This is a genomic window from Actinoallomurus sp. CA-142502, from assembly GCF_050936355.1.
Lineage (GTDB): Bacteria > Actinomycetota > Actinomycetes > Streptosporangiales > Streptosporangiaceae > Actinoallomurus > Actinoallomurus iriomotensis.
In genome coordinates this window covers 3,726,157-3,744,305 of sequence record NZ_JBNJMY010000001.1, presented here as the reverse complement: position 1 = coordinate 3,744,305, position 18,149 = coordinate 3,726,157, and the positions used below count along the sequence as shown (strand labels likewise).

Genomic DNA, 18,149 nt, shown 5'->3' with positions numbered 1-18,149 from the left:
CGGGAAGTCTGGTCGGCGCTGTCCTTGGTGTCCCCAATGGGAAGGCAGTGCCATGACCGACGTCGAGCCCTTCGGCCGGGCCATCCTCCTGGTCGCGCTGATCGGCACCCTGGCGGTGCTCTCGAGCCGGTTCGGCGAGCGGCTACGGGTACCGGCGCCGGCGATGTTCCTGGTGTGCGCGGCGGTCGCCTCCGACATCTGGCCCGGCCTCGGCAGGGTGGGGATGCCCGTCGTCGAAGAGGTCGTCACCGTCGCGCTGACCGTGATCCTCTTCGACGGCGGCATGAACATCGGCCGCCGCCGGTTCCGCTCGGCGGCCGGGGCCACGCTGTGGCTCGGGGTGGCCGGCACGCTCGTCACCGCCGTGGCCGTGGCGGTCCTGGCCCACGAGGCGTTCGGCCTCGACTGGCGCATCGCGATGCTGCTCGGCACCGCGCTCTCCCCCACCGACCCTGCCGTGGTCTTCTCCGTGCTGGGGCGGCGGGAGATCGCCGGGCGCACCGGCACCCTGCTGGAGGGCGAGTCGGGCGCGAACGATCCCGTCGGCATCGCGCTGATGGTGGCGCTGCTGGGCGCCGGCGGCGCCGGCTGGCACTCCGCCGGAGAGGTCGTCGTCGAGTTCTGCCGGCAGATGGTGATCGGGGCGGCCGTCGGCGTCGCGGGCGGCCTGCTCCTGCTGACCTTCATGCGCCGCGTCCCGCTCCCGTCCGGGGGTCTGTACGCGCTGCGGGTCCTCTTCGGCGCTCTGGTGATCTACGGACTGGCGACCGCGGCGCACGGCTCGGGCTTCCTGGCGGTGTTCACGGCCGGCATCGTGCTCGGCGACGAGCGCGCGCCGTACAAGCGGGAGATCGAGCGGTTCCACTCGTCGCTGGCGAGCCTCGGCGAGATCGTCGCGTTCACGATGCTCGGGTTGACGATCAAGATTCGCGACCTGCCGCACGGCGGGGCGATCTGGATCGGCCTGCTGCTCGCGCTCGCGCTCGCCCTCGTCATCCGCCCGGTCTTCGTCGGGCTCGTGCTGCTGCCGGTCCGGCTCCGGCGGCAGGAGCGGATCTTCGTGCTCTGGACGGGGCTGAAGGGCGCGGTGCCGATCCTGCTCGGCACCTTCATCGTGCAGGCCGGCGTGCCGGACGCGTCGCGGGCGTACGCGATCATCTTCGTGGTCGTGGCGTTCTCGGTGATCGTGCAGGGCGGGACGGTCCCCACTCTCACGCACCGGCTGGGCATACCGCTGCGGGTCGTCGAACCCGAGCCCTGGAGCCTGGGCGTACGCTTTCAGGAGGAGCCGGAGGGGCTGCACCGCTACCAGGTCGCGCCGGGCTCCGCCGCCGACGGGGCGACCGTCGACGAGCTTCCGTGCGGCGAGGACGCCTGGGTCAGCTTCGTGATCCGCGAGGGCCGCCTGGTCCCGGTCCGCTCCGGCACCGAGATGCGGGCGGGCGACGAGGTGCTGGTCCTGGCCGACGACGCCCCGCATCTCGAGACCGTCTTCACGAAGGCGGACGACACGCCCGGGACGTGACAATGTGTCAGCATCCTTGGGAATAGCAATACATGCTGCTCATCGCGCTCCTGGTCATCCTCGTCGCACCCTTGGTGAGGAACATGAACTGAGGAGGCATCGTGAGGGTCGGCGTACCGCGCGAGATCAAGAACAATGAGTACCGCGTCGCCGTGACGCCGGCCGGCGCGCACGAGCTGGTGCGCCACGGCCACGAGGTCTTCGTCGAGCGTGACGCGGGCGCGGGCTCGAACATCCCCGATGAGGACTACATCGGCGCCGGGGCCAAGATCCTCGAGACCGCCGACGACGTCTGGGAGACGGGCGAGCTGATCCTGAAGGTCAAGGAGCCGATCGAGCCGGAGTACCACCGGATGCGCCGGGGGCAGACGCTCTTCACCTACCTGCACCTAGCCGCGTCGCGGCCCTGCACCGACGCGCTCCTGGGCTCCGGTGTCACCTCGATCGCCTACGAGACCGTGCAGCTGCCGAACCGGTCGCTGCCGCTGCTCGCGCCCATGTCCGAGGTGGCCGGCCGGCTCGCTCCGCAGGTCGGCGCGTACAACCTGATGAAGTTCAACGGCGGGCGCGGCGTGCTGCCCGGCGGTGTGCCCGGCGTGGCTCCGGCCAAGGTCGTGGTCATCGGCGGCGGCGTGTCCGGCCTGAACGCCGCCCAGATCGCCGTCGGCATGGGCGCCGACGTCACGATCATGGACGTGAACATCGACCGGCTCCGCCACATCGACTCGATCTACCAGGGCCGGCTGAAGACCCTGATGTCCAACACGTACGCCATCGAGCGTGCCGTGGTCGACGCCGACCTGGTCATCGGCGCGGTGCTGATCCCCGGCGCGAAGGCGCCCACGCTGGTCTCGAACCACCTGGTCGCCCGGATGAAGCCAGGGTCGGTCCTGGTCGACATCGCCATCGACCAGGGCGGCTGCTTCGAGGACTCCCGTCCGACGACGCACGACGAGCCGACCTACACGGTGCACGACTCGGTCTTCTACTGCGTCGCGAACATGCCGGGCTCGGTCCCCAACACCTCCACGTACGCGCTGACCAACGTGACCCTGCCGTACGCGCTCGCGCTGGCCGGCAAGGGCTGGCGGCAGGCCGTGACCGACGACCGCGCGCTGGCGCAGGGCCTCAGCACGCACGAGGGCCGTCTGACCAGCTACCCGGTCGCCGAGGCGCACGGCCTCGACCACGTGGAGCTGGACGACCTTCTCGTCTGAGGGCCGGGGCGAGGGAAGCGACACGTCCCGGTCCCGTAGTGTGCCGCGTATGGGGGAACTGATCCTGTTGCGGCACGGTGAGACGGAATGGGCCCGTGAGGGCCGGCACACCGGCCGTACCGACGTGCCGCTGACGCCCGAGGGCGAGAAGCAGGCCCGCGCGCTCGCGCCATTGTTCGCCGACCGCCGGGTCGCGCTCGTCCTGACCAGCCCGGCCGAGCGGGCCCGGCGCACCGCGGAACTCGCCGGGCTCACCGGCGCGGAGACGGACGAACGCCTGTGGGAGTGGGACTACGGCGCGTACGAGGGCCGGAGCACCCCGGCGATCCGCGAGGAGCGGCCCGGCTGGTACCTGTGGCGTGACGGCGTGCTCGACGGTGAGACGGTCGAGCAGGTCGGCGCGCGGGCGGACGCGGTCCTGGAGCGCGTCCGGCCGGCGCTGACCGGGAGCGACGACGTGGTGCTCGCCGCGCACGGGCACGTCCTGCGCGTCCTGACCGCCCGCTGGCTGGGCCTGCCGCCCGCCGACGGCCGGCTGTTCCGCCTCGGCACCGGCACGCTGTCCACGCTGGGCACCGAACACGAGCAGCCGGTGATCGGCTCGTGGAACCTCCCCCCGCGGCTCTGACGATGGACGACCCGCTGATGGTCGGGGGTCAGTCGCCGGAGTGACCCCAGAAACAGATCTCCTGAGGCCGGCCCCGGTCGTCGTGCAGGACCGCGCAACGGCCCATCCACCGTGCGCGGGGAAAGACGTCGAACTCGGGGACGTGGGCGCGGGTGAGCTCTCGCACCCCCAGGTGCCGGAACGCCTCATCGGCCGACACCGGCTGCACCGTGTTGTAGTCCGGCTGCTCGGCCGGTCCGATCACCCGGAAGATGTCCAGGATCGAGTGCGTACCGGACTCATGCACCCACTCGTCCTCCCACAGCTCCTCGATGGTCGCCGGCCACGGCTCACGGTCTTTCTCAGGACGCCAGTCGGCTCCCTTCACCCAGTAGTAGCCACGCTCTTCGAACACCTTGTGCCGCAACCGCCGCAGAGCGTCCTGTAGATCCTCCTGATACGGCACGAAGTACTGCCAACTCGAAGCTCCCACGGCACCCTCTTCCGTTCGGACCGACCAGGGCGAAGCTAGCGTCCCGCACCGACAAACGCCGCCCAGGCGTTCAGGCCGTCCTCGGTGAGGACGTGGTCGAGCGCGGCGGCCGCCGCTCCGTGGAGGGCTCCGGCCTCGCCGAGGGCGGCGGCGACCACCGGAGGCGGGTCGGCGCGGCGGAACCGCATGAGCCCGTCCGTCAGCGCGGCGGTGAACCGCGGCTCGGCCGCGGCGCGGAGCGGCTCCGCGAGGCCCCCGAGCGTGACGATGTCCGGGTCCAGCGCGTTGATCAGGCCGGCCAGCCCGCCGCCGAAGGCCTCGGCGGCCCGGCCCACCGCGGCCCGCACGGCCGGCTCGCCCCGAACCCGGCGGAGGGCCTCCAGAGCGTAGGTACGGGGGTCGCGCGGCGGAGGGTCGCCCACGTGGCGGGCGATGGCACGGCCGTCGACCGTCAGGTCCCAGCAGCCGCGGGCACCGCACGGGCAGCGAAGTGCCGGGTCACCGAACGGCAGGTGGCCGAACTCCCCGCCCGCGCCGGTCGCGCCGTCGACCGGCCGGCCGCCGACGACCAGAGTGCCGCCGATGCCGACCTCGATCGTGATGTGCAGGGCCGCCACCGCGCCGGCGGCGGCGCCCAGGCGGGCTTCGGCCACGCCCGCGAGCGTCGCGTCGTTGCCGATCAGCAGCGGCGTCCGCGGGTCGGCCGTGAGCGCGCGGAGATCGACCGCGTCCCACCCGAGGCTTGCGGCCTGGACGACGCCGCCGCTCCGGACGGTCGCCGCGACCGCCACCGAGACCGCTCTGACGCGATGGCCGTGCCGGTCGTGGACCCGGCGCACCGCACGGCCGATCGCGGCGATCACGGCGGCCGGGTCGCGGTCCGCGTGTGCCTCCGCCTCGACGACGTCCGGTGCGCCGTCGAGTGCCGCGACCGCGCACCGCCAGTCCTCCTGCCGGATGTCGACCGCGATGACCAGCGGGCCCTCCGGGTGCGGGCCGAGCACGGTCGTCGGACGGCCCCTCCCGAGCGTCGCCGCCTGCGTCTCGGCGAGAAGCGCGAGGTCGCGCAGGCGGGCGGTGATCTCGGTGGCCGATCCGGTCGTCAGGCCGAGCCGGCGCGCCACCGCGGCGCGCGTCACCCCCGGTTCGCGCCGCATCTCCTCCAGTACGGCGAGCGCGCCGCGCCAGCGGGCATTACGGGCACGGACCGAGCCCGATCGGTTCGCGGGGCTTGCCATCGACACCACTCCCTCATTTATGCTCGCCACACGAGTTTATTACGGGGAGGCGCTGTGGGACAGGGACCGCTGGACCTCGCGAGAGTCGAGGGCGTGCTCTTGGACATGGACGGCACTCTGGTCGACTCCGACGGCACCGTCGAGCGTGCCTGGTCGGCCTGGGCCCGCGAGTACGGCCTTGACGTCGAGACGGTGCTCACTGCCGCGCACGGCCACCCGGCGGTCCGCGTGGTACGGAGCCTGCTGCCCGGACTCGGCGAGGAGGCGGCCAAGGCCGCGGCACAGCGCCAGTACGAGTTGGAGTACGCCGACGCCTCCGACGTCACGGCGGCCGCCGGCGCGCGCGACCTGCTCGCGGCACTGGATCGGATGGGGCTCGCCTGGGCGGTGGTGACGACCTCCGACGACCGGCTGGCCAAGCAACGGCTCCACGCGGCCGGCATCGACCCGCCGGTGCTGGTCACGCTCGACGACGTAGGGGCGGCCAAGCCCGACCCCGAGGGGTACCTGCGGGCCGCGGCCCTGCTGGACATCGCGCCGTCCGCCTGCCTGGTCGTGGAGGACTCGCCGCCCGGACTCGCCGCCGGGCGGGCCGCCGGGATGCCCACCGCGGCCCTGCGCGGGCTCGACGGCGACCTCCGCCTGCCCGGCCTCGGCCGGCTGGCCCACCTGCTGGAGCGCTCCCGGGTACGGCCGTGGTGGCGCGACGCCGTGGGATACCAGGTGTACCTGCCGTCGTTCGCCGACGCCGACGGCGACGGCTGGGGCGACCTGGCCGGGGTGTGCTCCCACCTGGATCACCTGACCCGGCTGGGCGTCGAGGTGCTGTGGCTGACCCCCTTCTTCCGTTCGCCGATGCGCGACCACGGCTACGACGTCGCCGACTACCACGCCGTGGACCCGTCGTTCGGCGGCGAGGCCGCCCTGGACGAACTGCTCACCCAGGCGCATCGCCGGGGGATGCGGGTGATCGGCGATCTGGTCGTGAACCACACCAGCGACGCCCATCCCTGGTTCACGGCGGCCGCCTCCTCCCGGACCGACCCGCACCGCGAGCACTACATCTGGCGGGACCCGGCGCCGGACGGCGGGCCGCCCAACAACTGGCTCTCCCACTTCGGCGGCCCCGCGTGGACCTTCAGCCCGGCGACCGGCCAGTACTACCTCCACCTGTTCCGTCCGGAGCAGCCCGACCTGAACTGGCGCGACCCCGCGCTCGCCACGGAGATCGACACGGTGCTGGAGTACTGGTTCGAGCGCGGGCTCGACGGGTTCCGGATCGATACTGCCGCGTACCTCGTCAAGGACGCGGACCTGCGGGACAATCCGTCGCTTCCCGCGGGTCAGGTGCTGCCGGCGCGGGGAGTGACGATGGACTGGCGCCGCCAGGACCACCGCCACGACATCCATCAGCCGGACGTGCACGCCGTCCACGAACGCTGGCGGCGGATCGCCGACCGGCACGGCGCCTTTCTCGTCGGCGAGGTGTACGAGCTCGATCCCCACGCGCTGGCCCGCTTCGTCGAGGATGAACGGCTCCACTCGTCGTTCTGGTTCGGCCTGGTGGAGACCGGCTGGGACGCCGAGCGGATCGCTGCCATGCTCGAAGCCGCGACGACGGCGTCGTCCCGTCTCTCGTGGGTGCAGGGCAACCACGACCGGTCCCGTGCGGTGACCCGGTTCGGCGGCGGGGAGCCGGGCCGGCGCCGGTCGCTGGCGCTGCACGTGCTGATGGCGCTTCTGCCGGGGACGTTCTGGCTCTTCCAGGGCGAGGAGCTCGGCCTCGGCGACGGCCACGTGCCGGCCGAGCGCACCGTGGATCCGCTCGGCGCCGCCGAGCCCGGCGAGAGCCGCGACGTCGTGCGCACCCCGATGCCATGGCGTCCGGGCCCGGGCCTGGGCTTCACCACCGGACGGCCGTGGCTGCCCGACGGCGGGCGCGGGGAGCCCGACACCGTCGCGGTCCAGGCGGACGACCCGGCGTCCCACCTGAACACCCTGTCTCGGCTGCTGGCGACACGGCGCCGGCTGGCGCATCTCCTGGCCGCCACCGACGATGTGAGCCGGATCGCCCTCGACGCACCGGTCGTCGCGTACCGCAGAGGCGGGCTCTGGGCGGTCGCGAACCTGCGTGACACGCCGGTGGCCGATGTGGAACTGCCCGCGGCGGCGGTCTTCGACACCGACGATCCGGCCGTCGGACTCGACCGGCCGAGGACCGGCCGCGTCCGGCTGGCCCCGTACCAGGCGCTCGTGCTGGCCGCGCGATGACGCCACCACCTCGACGGAGGAGGACGACATGTCCGATGCGGTGACCCCGACCCGCCTCGACGTCCCGGAGTCGGAGCTGGCCGACCTGCGGGACCGGCTGGGCCGGACGCGATGGCCCGAGCGCGAGACCGTCGCGGACTGGTCCCAGGGCGTCCCCCTGGACTACCTGCGGCGGCTGTGCCGCTACTGGGCCGAGGAGTACGACTGGCGTGCCACCGAGCGGCGGCTGAACGCCCTGCCGCAGTTCCGCACCACGATCGACGGGCTCGGCATCCACTTCCTGCACGTGCGTTCGCCGCACGAGGCCGCGCTGCCGCTCATCCTCACCCACGGCTGGCCGGGCTCGATCGTGGAGTTCCTCAAGGTGATCGGCCCGCTGACCGACCCGCCGGCGTACGGCGGCCGGGCGAGCGACGCGTTCCACGTGGTGTGCCCCTCGCTGCCCGGCTACGGCTTCAGCGACAAGCCGGCCGGACCCGGCTGGGGCGTGGAGCGGATCGCCGCCGCCTGGATCGAGCTGATGGCTCGCCTGGGCTATCACCGGTACGGCGCGCAGGGCGGCGACTGGGGCACCACGATCACCACGATCATCGGCCGGCAGGACCCGGGGCACGTGGCCGGCATTCACCTCACGCCGCCCCTGGCCGCGCCGGATCCGGCCACGTTCGGCGACCTCACCGGCGCCGAGCGCGCCGCCCTCGACGCGCTGGAGCACGCCCAGGCGTGGGAGGACGGCTACTCGCTGGAGCAGTCCACGCGGCCGCAGACCATCGGGTACGGCCTGGTGGACTCGCCCGCGCTGCTGTGCGCCTGGATCGTCGAGAAGTTCCGCTCCTGGACCGACTGTGACGGCCATCCGGAGAACGCGCTCACCCGGGACGAGCTTCTCGACAACCTGATGTTCTACTGGCTGCCCGGGAGCGGCGCGTCCGCCGCCCGGCTGTACTGGGAGAGCTTCCGGCAGGTGCAGCGGCTCTTCGCCGGCGCGACGACCGATCGGATCGGCGTCCCGGCCGGATGCTCGATCTTTCCGCACGAGAACCCCCGTCCCTCCCGGCGGTGGGCGGAGCAACGCTTCACCGACATCCGGCACTGGAACGAACTGGACCGGGGCGGCCACTTCGCCGCCTTCGAGCAGCCCGAACTGTTCGTGGAGGAGGTCCGCGCCTTCTTCCGCCTGGTCCGCTGACGAGCCGCCAGGCCGCCCAGCAGCGTTTCGGCGTCCCGGCCGCCGACCGCACGGACCCCGCCCCGGGCGACGCCCCGCCCGGAGGGTGCTCAAGCCGCTGCACGCCTTCAACGAGATGGAGGCGCCGGCGCGCGAGGGCCGGCGCGGATGGCATGGGGGGACGTCTCCGTCCGCCGGGTCCTAGGCCCTTCATCGTAGGCCGGCAGCGGCTTTCGCCCGATGGCCCGGTGATCGGCTTCGGCCTACCGTGGCGGCCGTAACGCACGACACCGATGGAGGCGGCCATGGCGATGTTCACCGAACGGGAGCTGGACTACCTGCGCGAGCAGCGGCTGGGGCGGCTGGCCACGGTTCGGCCGGACGGCACCGTGCAGAACAATCCGGTCGGCTTCGGCTTCAACGAAGAGCTCGGCACCATCGACATCGGCGGGCACCGCATGGCGGCCAGCCGGAAGTTCCGCAACGTGGCGGCGGGGTCGAAGGTGTCCTTCGTGGTGGACGACATCGCCTCGTTCGACCCGTGGACGGTGCGCTGCCTGGAGATCCGCGGCGACGCGGAGGCGCTCACCGAACCCGCGGACTCGGCGGGGAACCTGGCCGGTCCCATCATCCGCGTCCACCCGCGCCGGATCCTCAGCTTCGGCGTCGACCCGGCGGCCGGCAACCGGACCGTGGCCGGCGGGCAGGCCTGAGAGCGGGTCAGGACGCGACGGCCAGATCCGTGCCGTTCCCGCGGGTGAGCTCGCGCGCGCGGCGGGCGTCCGGGGAGTAGCGCCAGGCCTCCGGGACGACCTGCGTGCCCCGGTACAGGGCCTTCAGCCAGGTCGTCGCCCAGACGTCCTCGAGCGGCGTGGCCGGCAGGCCGTACATGCGGCGGGCCCAGCGGGGCAGAGTCGCCACGACCAGCGTCGCGATGCCCGGGGCGGCCAGCTTCAGCGGCAGCCACTGGCGGGGCACGGTCGGGTTGAACAGCCGCCGCAGCCCCTCCTTCGCCTCCCGGCAGGCGTAGATCCTCGGCCGCATCTCCGCGTAGTAGTCGCGCATCTCGGCGACCGACGCGGGGATGTCCGCCGGGTCCAGGCCGACGACCGCGCCGGAGCGGCGCTGTTCGTCGACGAACGCGTCGGCGTCCGCCCGCGACAGCGGGATGCCGGCTCGCAGCGCCACGTCGAGGTAGGAGTCGACCTCGCCCATGTGCACCCACAGGAGGTTCTCCGGGGCGTCGACCGGGAACACCTCGCCGGTGTCCATGTTGAGGCCGCTCAGCCGCGAGTGCAGGTTGCGGACCCGGCGGCCGACCCGCTCGACCTCGTCGTGCGTGCCGTACGTGCGGACGCGGACGAACTCGATCGTGCGGCCGAGGCGCGCCCAGGCGGCGCGCGGGTCCATGAGCTCGGAGTTCTGTGCGGTGCCCCACATGGACGGCGGGTGCAGCGCCTGCAGGATGAGGGCGCGGAAGCCGCCGATCATCTGCACGGGCTCGGCCATCACGCGCCAGGTCACGGAGCCGGGACCGAACAGGCCGTAGTCCTCGCTCACCGTTCACCGTCCTTGAGGGGGCACCCCGACGAAAACAGGGATAAGTACTGACTTATTACCCTCTCATGGCAGCCGTCACACGCCGGCGGCCCCTGGAGGATCAGGTCACTCGGTCGTCTGCTCCCGCACCCAGGACAGGTATTCGGCACTGCCCGCCACGACCGGAGTCGCGATGATCTCCGGCGTGTCGTACGAGTGCTGTTCGGTGATCTGGGCGGCCAGGTCCTCGAAGCAGTCGGTGGTGGTCTTGAACAGCACCATCCATTCTTCGGCGGACTCGATCTCCCCCTCCCACCAGTACGTGCTGGCGATCGGGCCGATCAGCTGGGCGCAGGCCGCGAGACGCTCGGTGACCGCCGACCTCGCGAGCTCGGCGGCCTCCTTGCGCGAATCAGTGGTCGTCGTCACCTGGACGTACGCCTCGGCCATACAGCGACTCCTTCCCCGCTGATCGTAGCTCCGCGCCCCGGTCCGGTCCGGCAGCGACAGATCACACCATCGTTCCGGTCAGGACCGCCTCACCCTCGGACCGGCCGCGGGGCGGCCCGGGGTCAGCGGGCGGGGACGGCGACCAGCGCGCTGCCGCCGTGGCGGCGGACCTTCTCCGCGACCGCCTCCACCTTGCCGCCGCCGAGGAACTCCAGGCCCGCGGCCGAGCCGATCACGCCCGCCGGCGGACCGGGGAACAGCACGAAGTCCTGCCCCTTGGCCTTCAGCGCCGCACCGTACTTGTCGATGAACGCCTGCTCGGCGGCGGTCTGGGCCGTGTTGCGCTGGGTGGCGCGCGGTGCCTCGACGGCCTGCGGAAGCGTCATGCCGAGGTCGATGCGGTTCAGCAGGATCTGCAGCACCGTCGTGATGATCGTCGAACCGCCCGGCGAGCCGACGGCCAGCAGCGGGCGGCCGTTCTTCAGCACGATCGTCGGCGCCATGCTGCTGCGCGGCCGCTTGCCGGCGGCGGGCAGGTTCGGGTCGGGGTAGCCGGCCGGAGTGGACGACGTGAAGTTGAAGTCGGTCATCTCGTTGTTCAGCAGGAACCCGCGGTGCGGCACGGTGAGCGCGCTGCCGCCGAACTGCTCGATCGTCAGCGTGTAGGAGACGACGTTGCCCCACTTGTCCGTGGCGACCAGGTGCGTGGTCTGCGGACCCTCGTACGGCAGTTGCTGGCCGGTGCCCGACGGAGTGGTGCAGCCCTCGCCCTTCAGGTCACCGGGCGCGACCGGCGCCGTCAGCGCCTGGCCGGGCTTGATCAGGCAGGCGCGCGAGCGGGCGAACCGGTCCGACAGCAGCGTCTTCAGCGGGACGTTCTCGTACGCGGGGTCGCCGACGTACGCGCCGCGGTCGGCGTAGGCGAGCTTGGACGCCTCGAGGTAGACCTGCAGCGCCTCGACCGGGTCGCTGAGCTTGAACTGCTTCATGATGTTCAGCGCCTCGCCCACGGTCGAGCCGCCCGAGGAGGAGGGCGCCATGCCGTAGACGTCGAGCCCGCGGTAGTCGACGTGCGTGGGGTCGCGCGGGACCACCTTGTAGCGCGCCAGGTCGGACGACCGCACCACGCCCGGCCGTACGTCGCGCGTGGCGTTCGGGTCGACGGGCGGGTGCTGCACCGTGGTGGCGATCTCCTTGCCCAGCTCGCCGCCGTAGAACCAGCCGAGCCCCTTCTTGGCGATCTGCTCGTACGTGGCGGCGAGGTCGGGGTTGCGGAACGTCGAGCCGACCGCGGGCGGCTTGCCGCCGGGCAGGAACAGCTCGCGCGTCGGCACGATGTCCTTGAAGCGGTCCTGGTTGACCGTGGTCTGGTCGACGAACTCCTGGTCGACCGTGAACCCGTTCTTCGCCACCTTGATCGCGGGCTGGAGCAGGTCGCCCAGACGGCGGGAGCCGAAGCGGCGCAGCGCGGAGTCCCAGGTGGCGAGCGTGCCGGGCACGCCCACGGACAGTCCGCTCGTGACCGCGTCGTTGAACGCCAGCGGCTTGCCGGTCTTCGGGTCGATGAAGAAGTCCTTGGTCATCTTCGCCGGGCCGGTCTCCCGGCCGTCGAAGGTGGAGACCTTGTGCGTGCGGGCGTCGTAGTAGGTGAAGTAGCCGCCTCCGCCGATGGCCGAGACGTACGGCTCGGTGACGCCGAGCGTGGCCGCGGTGGCCACCGCGGCGTCGACGGCGTTGCCGCCGTGGCGGAGCACCTCGACACCGCTCCTGCTGGCATCCAGGTCGACGCTCGCGACCGCTCCCCCGTACCCGACCGCGACCGCCTGTTTCTCGTCTTGCGGGGCGTGAGCGGCGGGTTGCCGCGCCTGGGCGGGCACCACCAGCGTTGCCAGGGCCGCGGTGGCGAGTGCGATGACGGCGGCGGGTCGGCGCATTGCGTCTCCTGATCGTCCGGCGCTTCACGAGGAACGCGTCCCCCACTGTGCCATCCCGTGCGCCGGAGATCCACAAGATCGCCCGGCTACCCCCAGCACGGTCCAGAACAGGCCAAGAGCCGCGTCCTGCCACCAACTACCGCAAAAACGTACTCGACAAACGATCTCGCCATGACGTACGTTGTTCTCAGTTAGAGATTGACTCAACTTGAGAAGGACTCATGGGTGAAGAGGAGTTCCTCGCGGCGTACGACCCGCTGGCCTACGACCCCGTCGCGGTCGCCATCGACGTGGTGGCGCTGACCATCCGCGACGGCGCGCTGCACGTGCTGCTCGTCCGGCGCGGCGTTCCGCCGCAGGAGGGCCGGTGGGCACTGCCCGGCGGCTTCGTCCGGAGCGGCGCGCGCGCCGAAGGCCTCGACGCGGCCGCCGCGCGCGAGCTCGCCGAGGAGACCGGCGTCCGCGCGGACGCCCTGGACCGGGTCCACCTGGAGCAGCTCGCGGCCTACGGCGCGCCGGAGCGCGACCCGCGCATGCGCGTCGTCTCCATCGCCTACCTGGCCTTCGCCCCCGAGATGCCCGAGCCCGAGGCGGGCAGCGACGCCGCCGACGCGGCGTGGACGCCCGTATCGGCCCTCGGCCTGACGGGCCACGGCTCACAGCGGCCCGGCACGACCCGGCGACTGGCCTTCGACCACGCGACCATCCTCACCGACGGGCTCGAACGGGCCCGCTCGAAGCTGGAGTACACCGCGCTCGCGACCACGTTCTGCGCGCCGGAGTTCACCATCCCGGAGCTGCGGGCCGTCTACGAGACGGTCTGGGGCGAGGAGCTGCACGCCGGCAACTTCCACCGCAAGGTCCTGTCGGTGCCCGGGTTCGTCGAGAGCACCGGCGGGACCTCCGAACGCGGCGGCCGCCGCGGCGGCCCGCGCCCCCGCCTCTACCGCGCCGGCGACGCCCGCCTGCTGCACCCGGCCCTGCTGCGGCCCTCGCGCGAGGAGGAGATCCGATGATCCAGGCCGAGGCCGTGCGCCTCATCGAGACCGCGCGGACGCCCGCCGAGCTGTTCGGCGCCGACGGTCCCCGTGCGTACCGGCGGCTGGTCCGGCTCGTCCACCCGGACGCCGGCGGCCCGCGCGAGGCCTTCGACCGGCTGACCGCGCTGTGGCGGGCGTACGGGCCGGTGACGATCCGCACGCGCCGCGCCGCGTACACGCTGGCCGGCGACCCGGTCCGCGGCGACCTGGCCAACCTGTACGACGCGGGCGACGCGATGGTCAAGATCCCGCGTGACCCGGGCATGAACGACCTGCTCGAACGCGAGGCCATCGCGCTGCGGCAGCTGCCGAAGGACGGCGACGGGCGGTTCCTGCCGTACGTCCCGCGCCTGCTGGAGAGCTTCCGGCACCGCGACGAGGCGACGGGCGCCGAACGCCGCGTCAACGCGATCGCCCGCCTCGACGGCTTCCACCCGCTCACCGACGTGCGCGCCGCCCACCCCGGCGGCGTGGATCCCCGCGACGTCGCGTGGATGTGGCGGCGGCTGCTGGTCGGGCTCGGCTTCGCGCACCGGGCCGGCGTGCTGCACGGCGCGGTGCTGCCCGAGCACGTGCTGATCCACCCCGAGCGGCACGGCCTCGTGCTGGTCGACTGGTGCTACTCGGTGCCCGGATGTCACCCGGACCGCAGCGGACGGGTGCCGGCCATGGTCCCCCGCCGGGCGGACTGGTATCCGCCGGAGGTTCCCGCGCGCGAGACGGCCGGCCGCGGCACCGACATCTTCATGGCCACCCGCTGCATGACGTACCTCATGGCCGACCGCGCGCCCAAGGCGCTGCGGGCGTTCGCGCGCGGCTGCGTGCTCCCCGCGCGGCACCGCCGGCCGCGGGACGCCTGGCGGCTCCTCGCCGAACTCGACGAGCTGCTCGAACGGCTGTACGGCCCGCGCCGGTTCCGGCCGTTCCACCTGCCTGCCATCTCTCACCCGGAAGGAAACTGACCCATGGGAAGCGGAACCTGGTCCACGGACGTCTACAACGCCGGCGCGCACTACCGCGCCGCCCACAACGTCAGCGCGTTCGCCTACAGCGACAGCGGCGCGCGCACGGTGCACGAGGACCTCGACCCGCACGGCGTGACCGTGCGCGAGAGCCGCGACAACGACGAGCACCCCGAGTCGCTCGCGCTGGCCGTGCTGTTCGACGTCACCGGCTCGATGCTGACCGTGCCGCGCACGCTCCAGTCGAAGCTGCCGGACCTGCTCGGCCTGCTGATGCGCAAGGGGTACGTCGAGCACCCGCAGATCCTGTTCGGCGCGGTGGGCGACGCCACCTGCGACCGGGCGCCCCTGCAGGTCGGCCAGTTCGAGTCCGACAACCGGATGGACGACGACCTCGGCAAGATCCTGCTCGAGGGCGGTGGCGGCGGCCAGATGACCGAGTCCTACGAGCTGGCCATGTACTTCATGGCGCGGCACACGGCCATGGACTGCCTGGAGAAGCGCGGGCGGCGCGGTTACCTGTTCCTCATCGGCGACGAGCTGGCCTACCCGAAGGTGAAGGCGCGGGAGATCGCGAAGGTCATCGGCGGTGAGCCGGCCGAGGACATCCCGCTGGCGTCGATCATCGCGGAGCTGAAGCGCAAGTTCGAGGTCTACTTCATCATCCCGGAGGGCGCGAGCCACTCCCGCGACGACCGCCTGCTGGACTTCTGGCGCGGCCACCTCGGCCAGAACGTCATCCGCCTGGACGACCTCGACGCCGTCTGCGAGACGATCGCCCTCACCGTGGGCCTCGCCGAGGACGCGGTCGACCTCGACGAGGGCCTGGACCACCTGCGCGAGTTCGGCTCCGACGCGGGCGAGTCGGTCTCCCGCGCCCTCGCCCCGCTGAGCGCCCACCGCGGCCGGGTCACGGTCACGCCCGCCCCGACCGGCCTCGACCCGGCCGACACCGAGGTCACGCGCCTGTGAACGAGCGGAGCGAGCGAACCAGAAGGCACGCCCCGTGACCGAACATGTGATCGTCGTTGATCTCGGGTACGGGGACGCGGGCAAGGGCACGGTCGTCGACTGGCTCTGCGCCCGCGGCCCGTACGCCGCGGTGGTGCGGTTCAACGGGGGCGCGCAGGCGGCGCACAACGTGGTGACCGCCGACGGGCGGCACCACACGTTCGCCCAGTTCGGCTCGGGGACGTTCACGCCGGGTGTGGTGACGCACCTGTCCCGGTTCATGCTGGTGGATCCGCTCGCGCTGGCCGCGGAATCGGCTCACCTGGCGTCCGTCGGCGCCGGCGACGCGCTGGAGCGGCTGACGGTCGACCGCGACGCGCTGCTCACCACGCCGTACCACCGCGCGGCCAACCGGGCGCGGGCCACCGCGCTGCGGCACGGGTCGTGCGGCATGGGCATCGGCGAGACCGCGTCGTACGCCCTGGTCGGGGACGAGGCCCCACGCGTGGGCGACTGCCACTCCCCCGCGCGGCTGCGCCGGCGGCTGAGGCTCCTGCGCGACCACCTGTTCGACGAGCTCGGCCCGCTCGACGTGCCGGCGATCGAGGACTGCGTCGCCGCGTTCACCGCCTTCGCCGCCCGGGTGCGGATCACCGGGGAGGAGTTCCTGCCGGCGCTGCTGCGCCGCGGCCCCGTGGTGTTCGAGGGCGCGCAGGGCGTGCTGCTGGACGAGCGGTTCGGCTTTCACCCGTACACCACGTGGTCGACGACGACCTTCGCGAACGCCGAGACGCTGCTCGACGAGGCGGGCCCGGCCGCGCGCGGCGGAGGCGTACGGCGCGTGGGCGTGCTGCGGGCGTACCAGACGCGGCACGGGCCGGGCCCGTTCGTGACCGAGGACCCGCGGCTCGACCGGCCTGAACCGCACAACCGGCACGGCCGCTGGCAGGGCGCGTTCCGCACCGGGCATCTCGACGCGGTCGCGCTGCGGTACGCGCTCGCGGTGTCCGGCGGCGCGGACTCGCTGGCCGTCACGCACCTCGACGCGCCCGCCCCGCTCATCTGCCGCTCCTACGACATCGGCGACCGGATCGCGCCGGCCGCGGACCTGACCGGTCAGGCGCTGCTCACCGAACGGCTCCTGACCGCACGCCCTCACTACGAGCCGCTGGGCGCCGACCCGGCCGGAGCGGTGGAGGAGGCGCTCGGCGTTCCGGTCTGGATCCGTTCGTACGGTCCGACGGCGTCGGACAAGGTGGCATCGAGCAGCGGAGACGCCGCCGCACGTCGGGTTCACGCGGTCGCCTGACGCGGCCGAGGTGGCCGGCGCATCCCCGTACGTCCGCGATCATTGACTCATGACGATGACCGCCGTCGCCGCCCCTGTCCGACGTGACCGTCAAGCGCGGCTCGCGGTGGCCGTCACCTTCGGAGTGCACGGTGTGGCGGCGGGGAGCTGGGCCGGCCGCGTGCCCTGGGTCAAGGAGGCGCGGCACCTGTCCTCCGCCGGGCTGGGTGTGGCGCTGATGGGGGCCGCCGTCGGCGGACTGATCGCCGCACCCCTCGCCGCCTGGCTGATCGCGCGGTTCGGCAGCCGGGGCATGACGCGGATCGGCGGCATCACGATGGCGGTGAGCGTCTCGCTCATCGCGTTCGCGCCCGCGCTGCCCACGATCTTCATGGCGCTGGTGCTGTTCGGCGCGACCGGCGGCGTGCTCGACGTCGCGATGAACGCCAACGGCGTCGTCGTGCAGGAGAGGTACGGGCGTTCGATCATGTCCGGGCTGCACGGCATCTGGAGCATCGGCGGCCTGACCGGCTCCGGGCTCGCGGGCGTGGCCGCCAGCGCCGGCATGGGCGCCCCGACGCACCTGCTCATCGTCGGGATCGCGCTGGGGGTGGTGAGCCTCGTGTCGGGGTTCTGGCTCATCCCGGCGCCGCGGGCGGCCGCCGGGAAGGTCTTCGCGATCCCCGACCGCGGCCTGCTCCTGCTCGGCGCGGTCATCTTCTGCGGGCTGTTCGCCGAGGCCGCCGCCGCGGACTGGAGCGCGGTCTACCTCCACACCGCCACGGACGCCCCGCAGGACGTCGCCGCCTGGGGATACGCCGCGTTCTCGCTGGCCATGGCCGGTGCCCGCCTGCTGGGCGACCGGCTCGTCGAACGGTTCGGATCGGCCCGGCTCGTCCGCGCGGCGGCGCTCACCGGTGCGGCCGGCCTGGCGGTCGGCCTCCTGGTGCCCGTGACGGCGGTGGTGATCGTCGCGTTCGCCGTCCTCGGGATCGGCATGGCCACGGTGGTTCCGCTGACGTTCAGCGCCGCGGGCCGCACGCCGGGCCACGACCCGGGCACGGCGGTCGCGGCCGTCGCCACGGTCGGGTACGCCGGCTGGCTGCTGGCCCCGCCGATCATCGGCTTCGTCGCGCAGGGCACGTCCCTGACGGTCGCCCTGACGCTCGTCACCGTGATGACCGCCCTCATCGCCGTACCCGCGGGCGCCCTGCGAGCCGCCCGCGACTGACCCGGCGAGCTCTCGGTGATCTCCGTCGGGGGGTCAGGAGGGCGGCGGGCGGGTATCTGGCCAGGGAGAACATCACTGGTCGCCGGCGGCGGATCACGGACCCGCCGGGCCGGCGGTGCCGACCCCGCTGTGGGGGGCGCCGACCGGGGTGCGCATACGGCCAGGCACCCGACAAACCAAGGAGTGGGCAGATATGACTGTCGTGACCGAGCGGAGCGAGGGAATCAAAGGCACG

16 protein-coding genes are annotated in these 18,149 nt (G+C 72.9%); 11 read left to right on the top strand and 5 right to left on the bottom strand.

What is annotated here, in order from left to right:
- The first annotated feature begins 52 nt into the window (after nucleotides 1-52).
- From ACQEV1_RS18195 to ACQEV1_RS18185, 3 genes are all read left to right on the top strand, one after another.
- Nucleotides 53-1,525, top strand: a complete 1,473-nt coding sequence (locus ACQEV1_RS18195; RefSeq protein ID WP_285617175.1) for a potassium/proton antiporter — start codon at nucleotides 53-55, stop codon at nucleotides 1,523-1,525.
- Nucleotides 1,526-1,626: 101 nt separating this feature from the next.
- The gene (ald, locus tag ACQEV1_RS18190) at nucleotides 1,627-2,742 is read left to right on the top strand and encodes an alanine dehydrogenase (protein WP_285567001.1); all 1,116 of its coding nucleotides are present in this window, start codon (nucleotides 1,627-1,629) and stop codon (nucleotides 2,740-2,742) included.
- A 49-nt stretch (nucleotides 2,743-2,791) separates the two neighbouring features.
- Complete coding sequence (locus tag ACQEV1_RS18185) at nucleotides 2,792-3,370, top strand: histidine phosphatase family protein (RefSeq protein ID WP_285617177.1); 579 nt, start codon at nucleotides 2,792-2,794, stop codon at nucleotides 3,368-3,370.
- 28 nt (nucleotides 3,371-3,398) lie between these two features.
- Here the strand turns inward: ACQEV1_RS18185 and ACQEV1_RS18180 are convergent, their stop codons facing one another.
- Together ACQEV1_RS18180 and ACQEV1_RS18175 are read right to left on the bottom strand one after the other, a co-directional pair.
- Nucleotides 3,399-3,842 carry a hypothetical protein gene (locus tag ACQEV1_RS18180; RefSeq protein ID WP_433394811.1) on the bottom strand — a complete coding sequence of 148 codons (444 nt, stop codon included), beginning with the start codon at nucleotides 3,840-3,842 and terminating at the stop codon, nucleotides 3,399-3,401.
- A 35-nt stretch (nucleotides 3,843-3,877) separates the two neighbouring features.
- Nucleotides 3,878-5,080 (bottom strand): ROK family transcriptional regulator, encoded by a 1,203-nt coding sequence (locus tag ACQEV1_RS18175; protein WP_433394810.1) that lies wholly within the window; start codon nucleotides 5,078-5,080, stop codon nucleotides 3,878-3,880.
- A 54-nt stretch (nucleotides 5,081-5,134) separates the two neighbouring features.
- Here ACQEV1_RS18175 and ACQEV1_RS18170 point away from each other — a divergent pair, with 54 nt between their 5' ends.
- The 3 genes from ACQEV1_RS18170 (at nucleotide 5,135) to ACQEV1_RS18160 (ending at nucleotide 9,232) form a co-directional block, all read left to right on the top strand.
- Nucleotides 5,135-7,351, top strand: a complete 2,217-nt coding sequence (locus ACQEV1_RS18170) for an HAD-IA family hydrolase (protein ID WP_433394809.1) — start codon at nucleotides 5,135-5,137, stop codon at nucleotides 7,349-7,351.
- Nucleotides 7,352-7,379: 28 nt separating this feature from the next.
- Nucleotides 7,380-8,540, top strand: coding sequence for an epoxide hydrolase family protein (locus tag ACQEV1_RS18165; RefSeq protein ID WP_433394808.1), 1,161 nt, complete (start codon nucleotides 7,380-7,382; stop codon nucleotides 8,538-8,540).
- A 284-nt stretch (nucleotides 8,541-8,824) separates the two neighbouring features.
- Complete coding sequence (locus ACQEV1_RS18160; protein WP_433394807.1) at nucleotides 8,825-9,232, top strand: PPOX class F420-dependent oxidoreductase; 408 nt, start codon at nucleotides 8,825-8,827, stop codon at nucleotides 9,230-9,232.
- A gap of 7 nt (nucleotides 9,233-9,239) precedes the next feature.
- Here ACQEV1_RS18160 and ACQEV1_RS18155 read toward each other — a convergent pair whose 3' ends face one another.
- From ACQEV1_RS18155 to ggt, 3 genes are all read right to left on the bottom strand, one after another.
- Nucleotides 9,240-10,079 (bottom strand): oxygenase MpaB family protein, encoded by an 840-nt coding sequence (locus tag ACQEV1_RS18155; RefSeq protein WP_285617186.1) that lies wholly within the window; start codon nucleotides 10,077-10,079, stop codon nucleotides 9,240-9,242.
- 105 nt (nucleotides 10,080-10,184) lie between these two features.
- Nucleotides 10,185-10,508 carry a divalent-cation tolerance protein CutA gene (cutA, locus tag ACQEV1_RS18150; protein ID WP_285567018.1) on the bottom strand — a complete coding sequence of 108 codons (324 nt, stop codon included), beginning with the start codon at nucleotides 10,506-10,508 and terminating at the stop codon, nucleotides 10,185-10,187.
- A gap of 122 nt (nucleotides 10,509-10,630) precedes the next feature.
- The gene (ggt, locus tag ACQEV1_RS18145; protein WP_433394806.1) at nucleotides 10,631-12,442 is read right to left on the bottom strand and encodes a gamma-glutamyltransferase; all 1,812 of its coding nucleotides are present in this window, start codon (nucleotides 12,440-12,442) and stop codon (nucleotides 10,631-10,633) included.
- Nucleotides 12,443-12,663: 221 nt separating this feature from the next.
- On the opposite strand from ggt, the gene ACQEV1_RS18140 reads away from it, so the two are divergent.
- Genes ACQEV1_RS18140 through ACQEV1_RS18120 form a run of 5 tightly spaced genes read left to right on the top strand, consistent with a single transcriptional unit; the run spans nucleotide 12,664 to nucleotide 17,914 of the window.
- Complete coding sequence (locus ACQEV1_RS18140) at nucleotides 12,664-13,458, top strand: NUDIX hydrolase (RefSeq protein ID WP_433394805.1); 795 nt, start codon at nucleotides 12,664-12,666, stop codon at nucleotides 13,456-13,458.
- Nucleotides 13,455-14,444, top strand: coding sequence for a molecular chaperone DnaJ (locus ACQEV1_RS18135; protein ID WP_285567024.1), 990 nt, complete (start codon nucleotides 13,455-13,457; stop codon nucleotides 14,442-14,444). Before ACQEV1_RS18140 ends, ACQEV1_RS18135 begins: the two co-directional genes overlap by 4 nt.
- A 3-nt stretch (nucleotides 14,445-14,447) precedes the next feature.
- Nucleotides 14,448-15,416: a hypothetical protein gene (locus ACQEV1_RS18130; protein ID WP_285617192.1), complete on the top strand. Its 969-nt coding sequence runs from the start codon at nucleotides 14,448-14,450 to the stop codon at nucleotides 15,414-15,416.
- 34 nt (nucleotides 15,417-15,450) lie between these two features.
- Nucleotides 15,451-16,704, top strand: coding sequence for an adenylosuccinate synthetase (locus tag ACQEV1_RS18125; protein WP_433394804.1), 1,254 nt, complete (start codon nucleotides 15,451-15,453; stop codon nucleotides 16,702-16,704).
- A gap of 49 nt (nucleotides 16,705-16,753) precedes the next feature.
- Nucleotides 16,754-17,914 carry an MFS transporter gene (locus ACQEV1_RS18120; protein WP_433394803.1) on the top strand — a complete coding sequence of 387 codons (1,161 nt, stop codon included), beginning with the start codon at nucleotides 16,754-16,756 and terminating at the stop codon, nucleotides 17,912-17,914.
- Nucleotides 17,915-18,149: the final 235 nt, after the last annotated feature.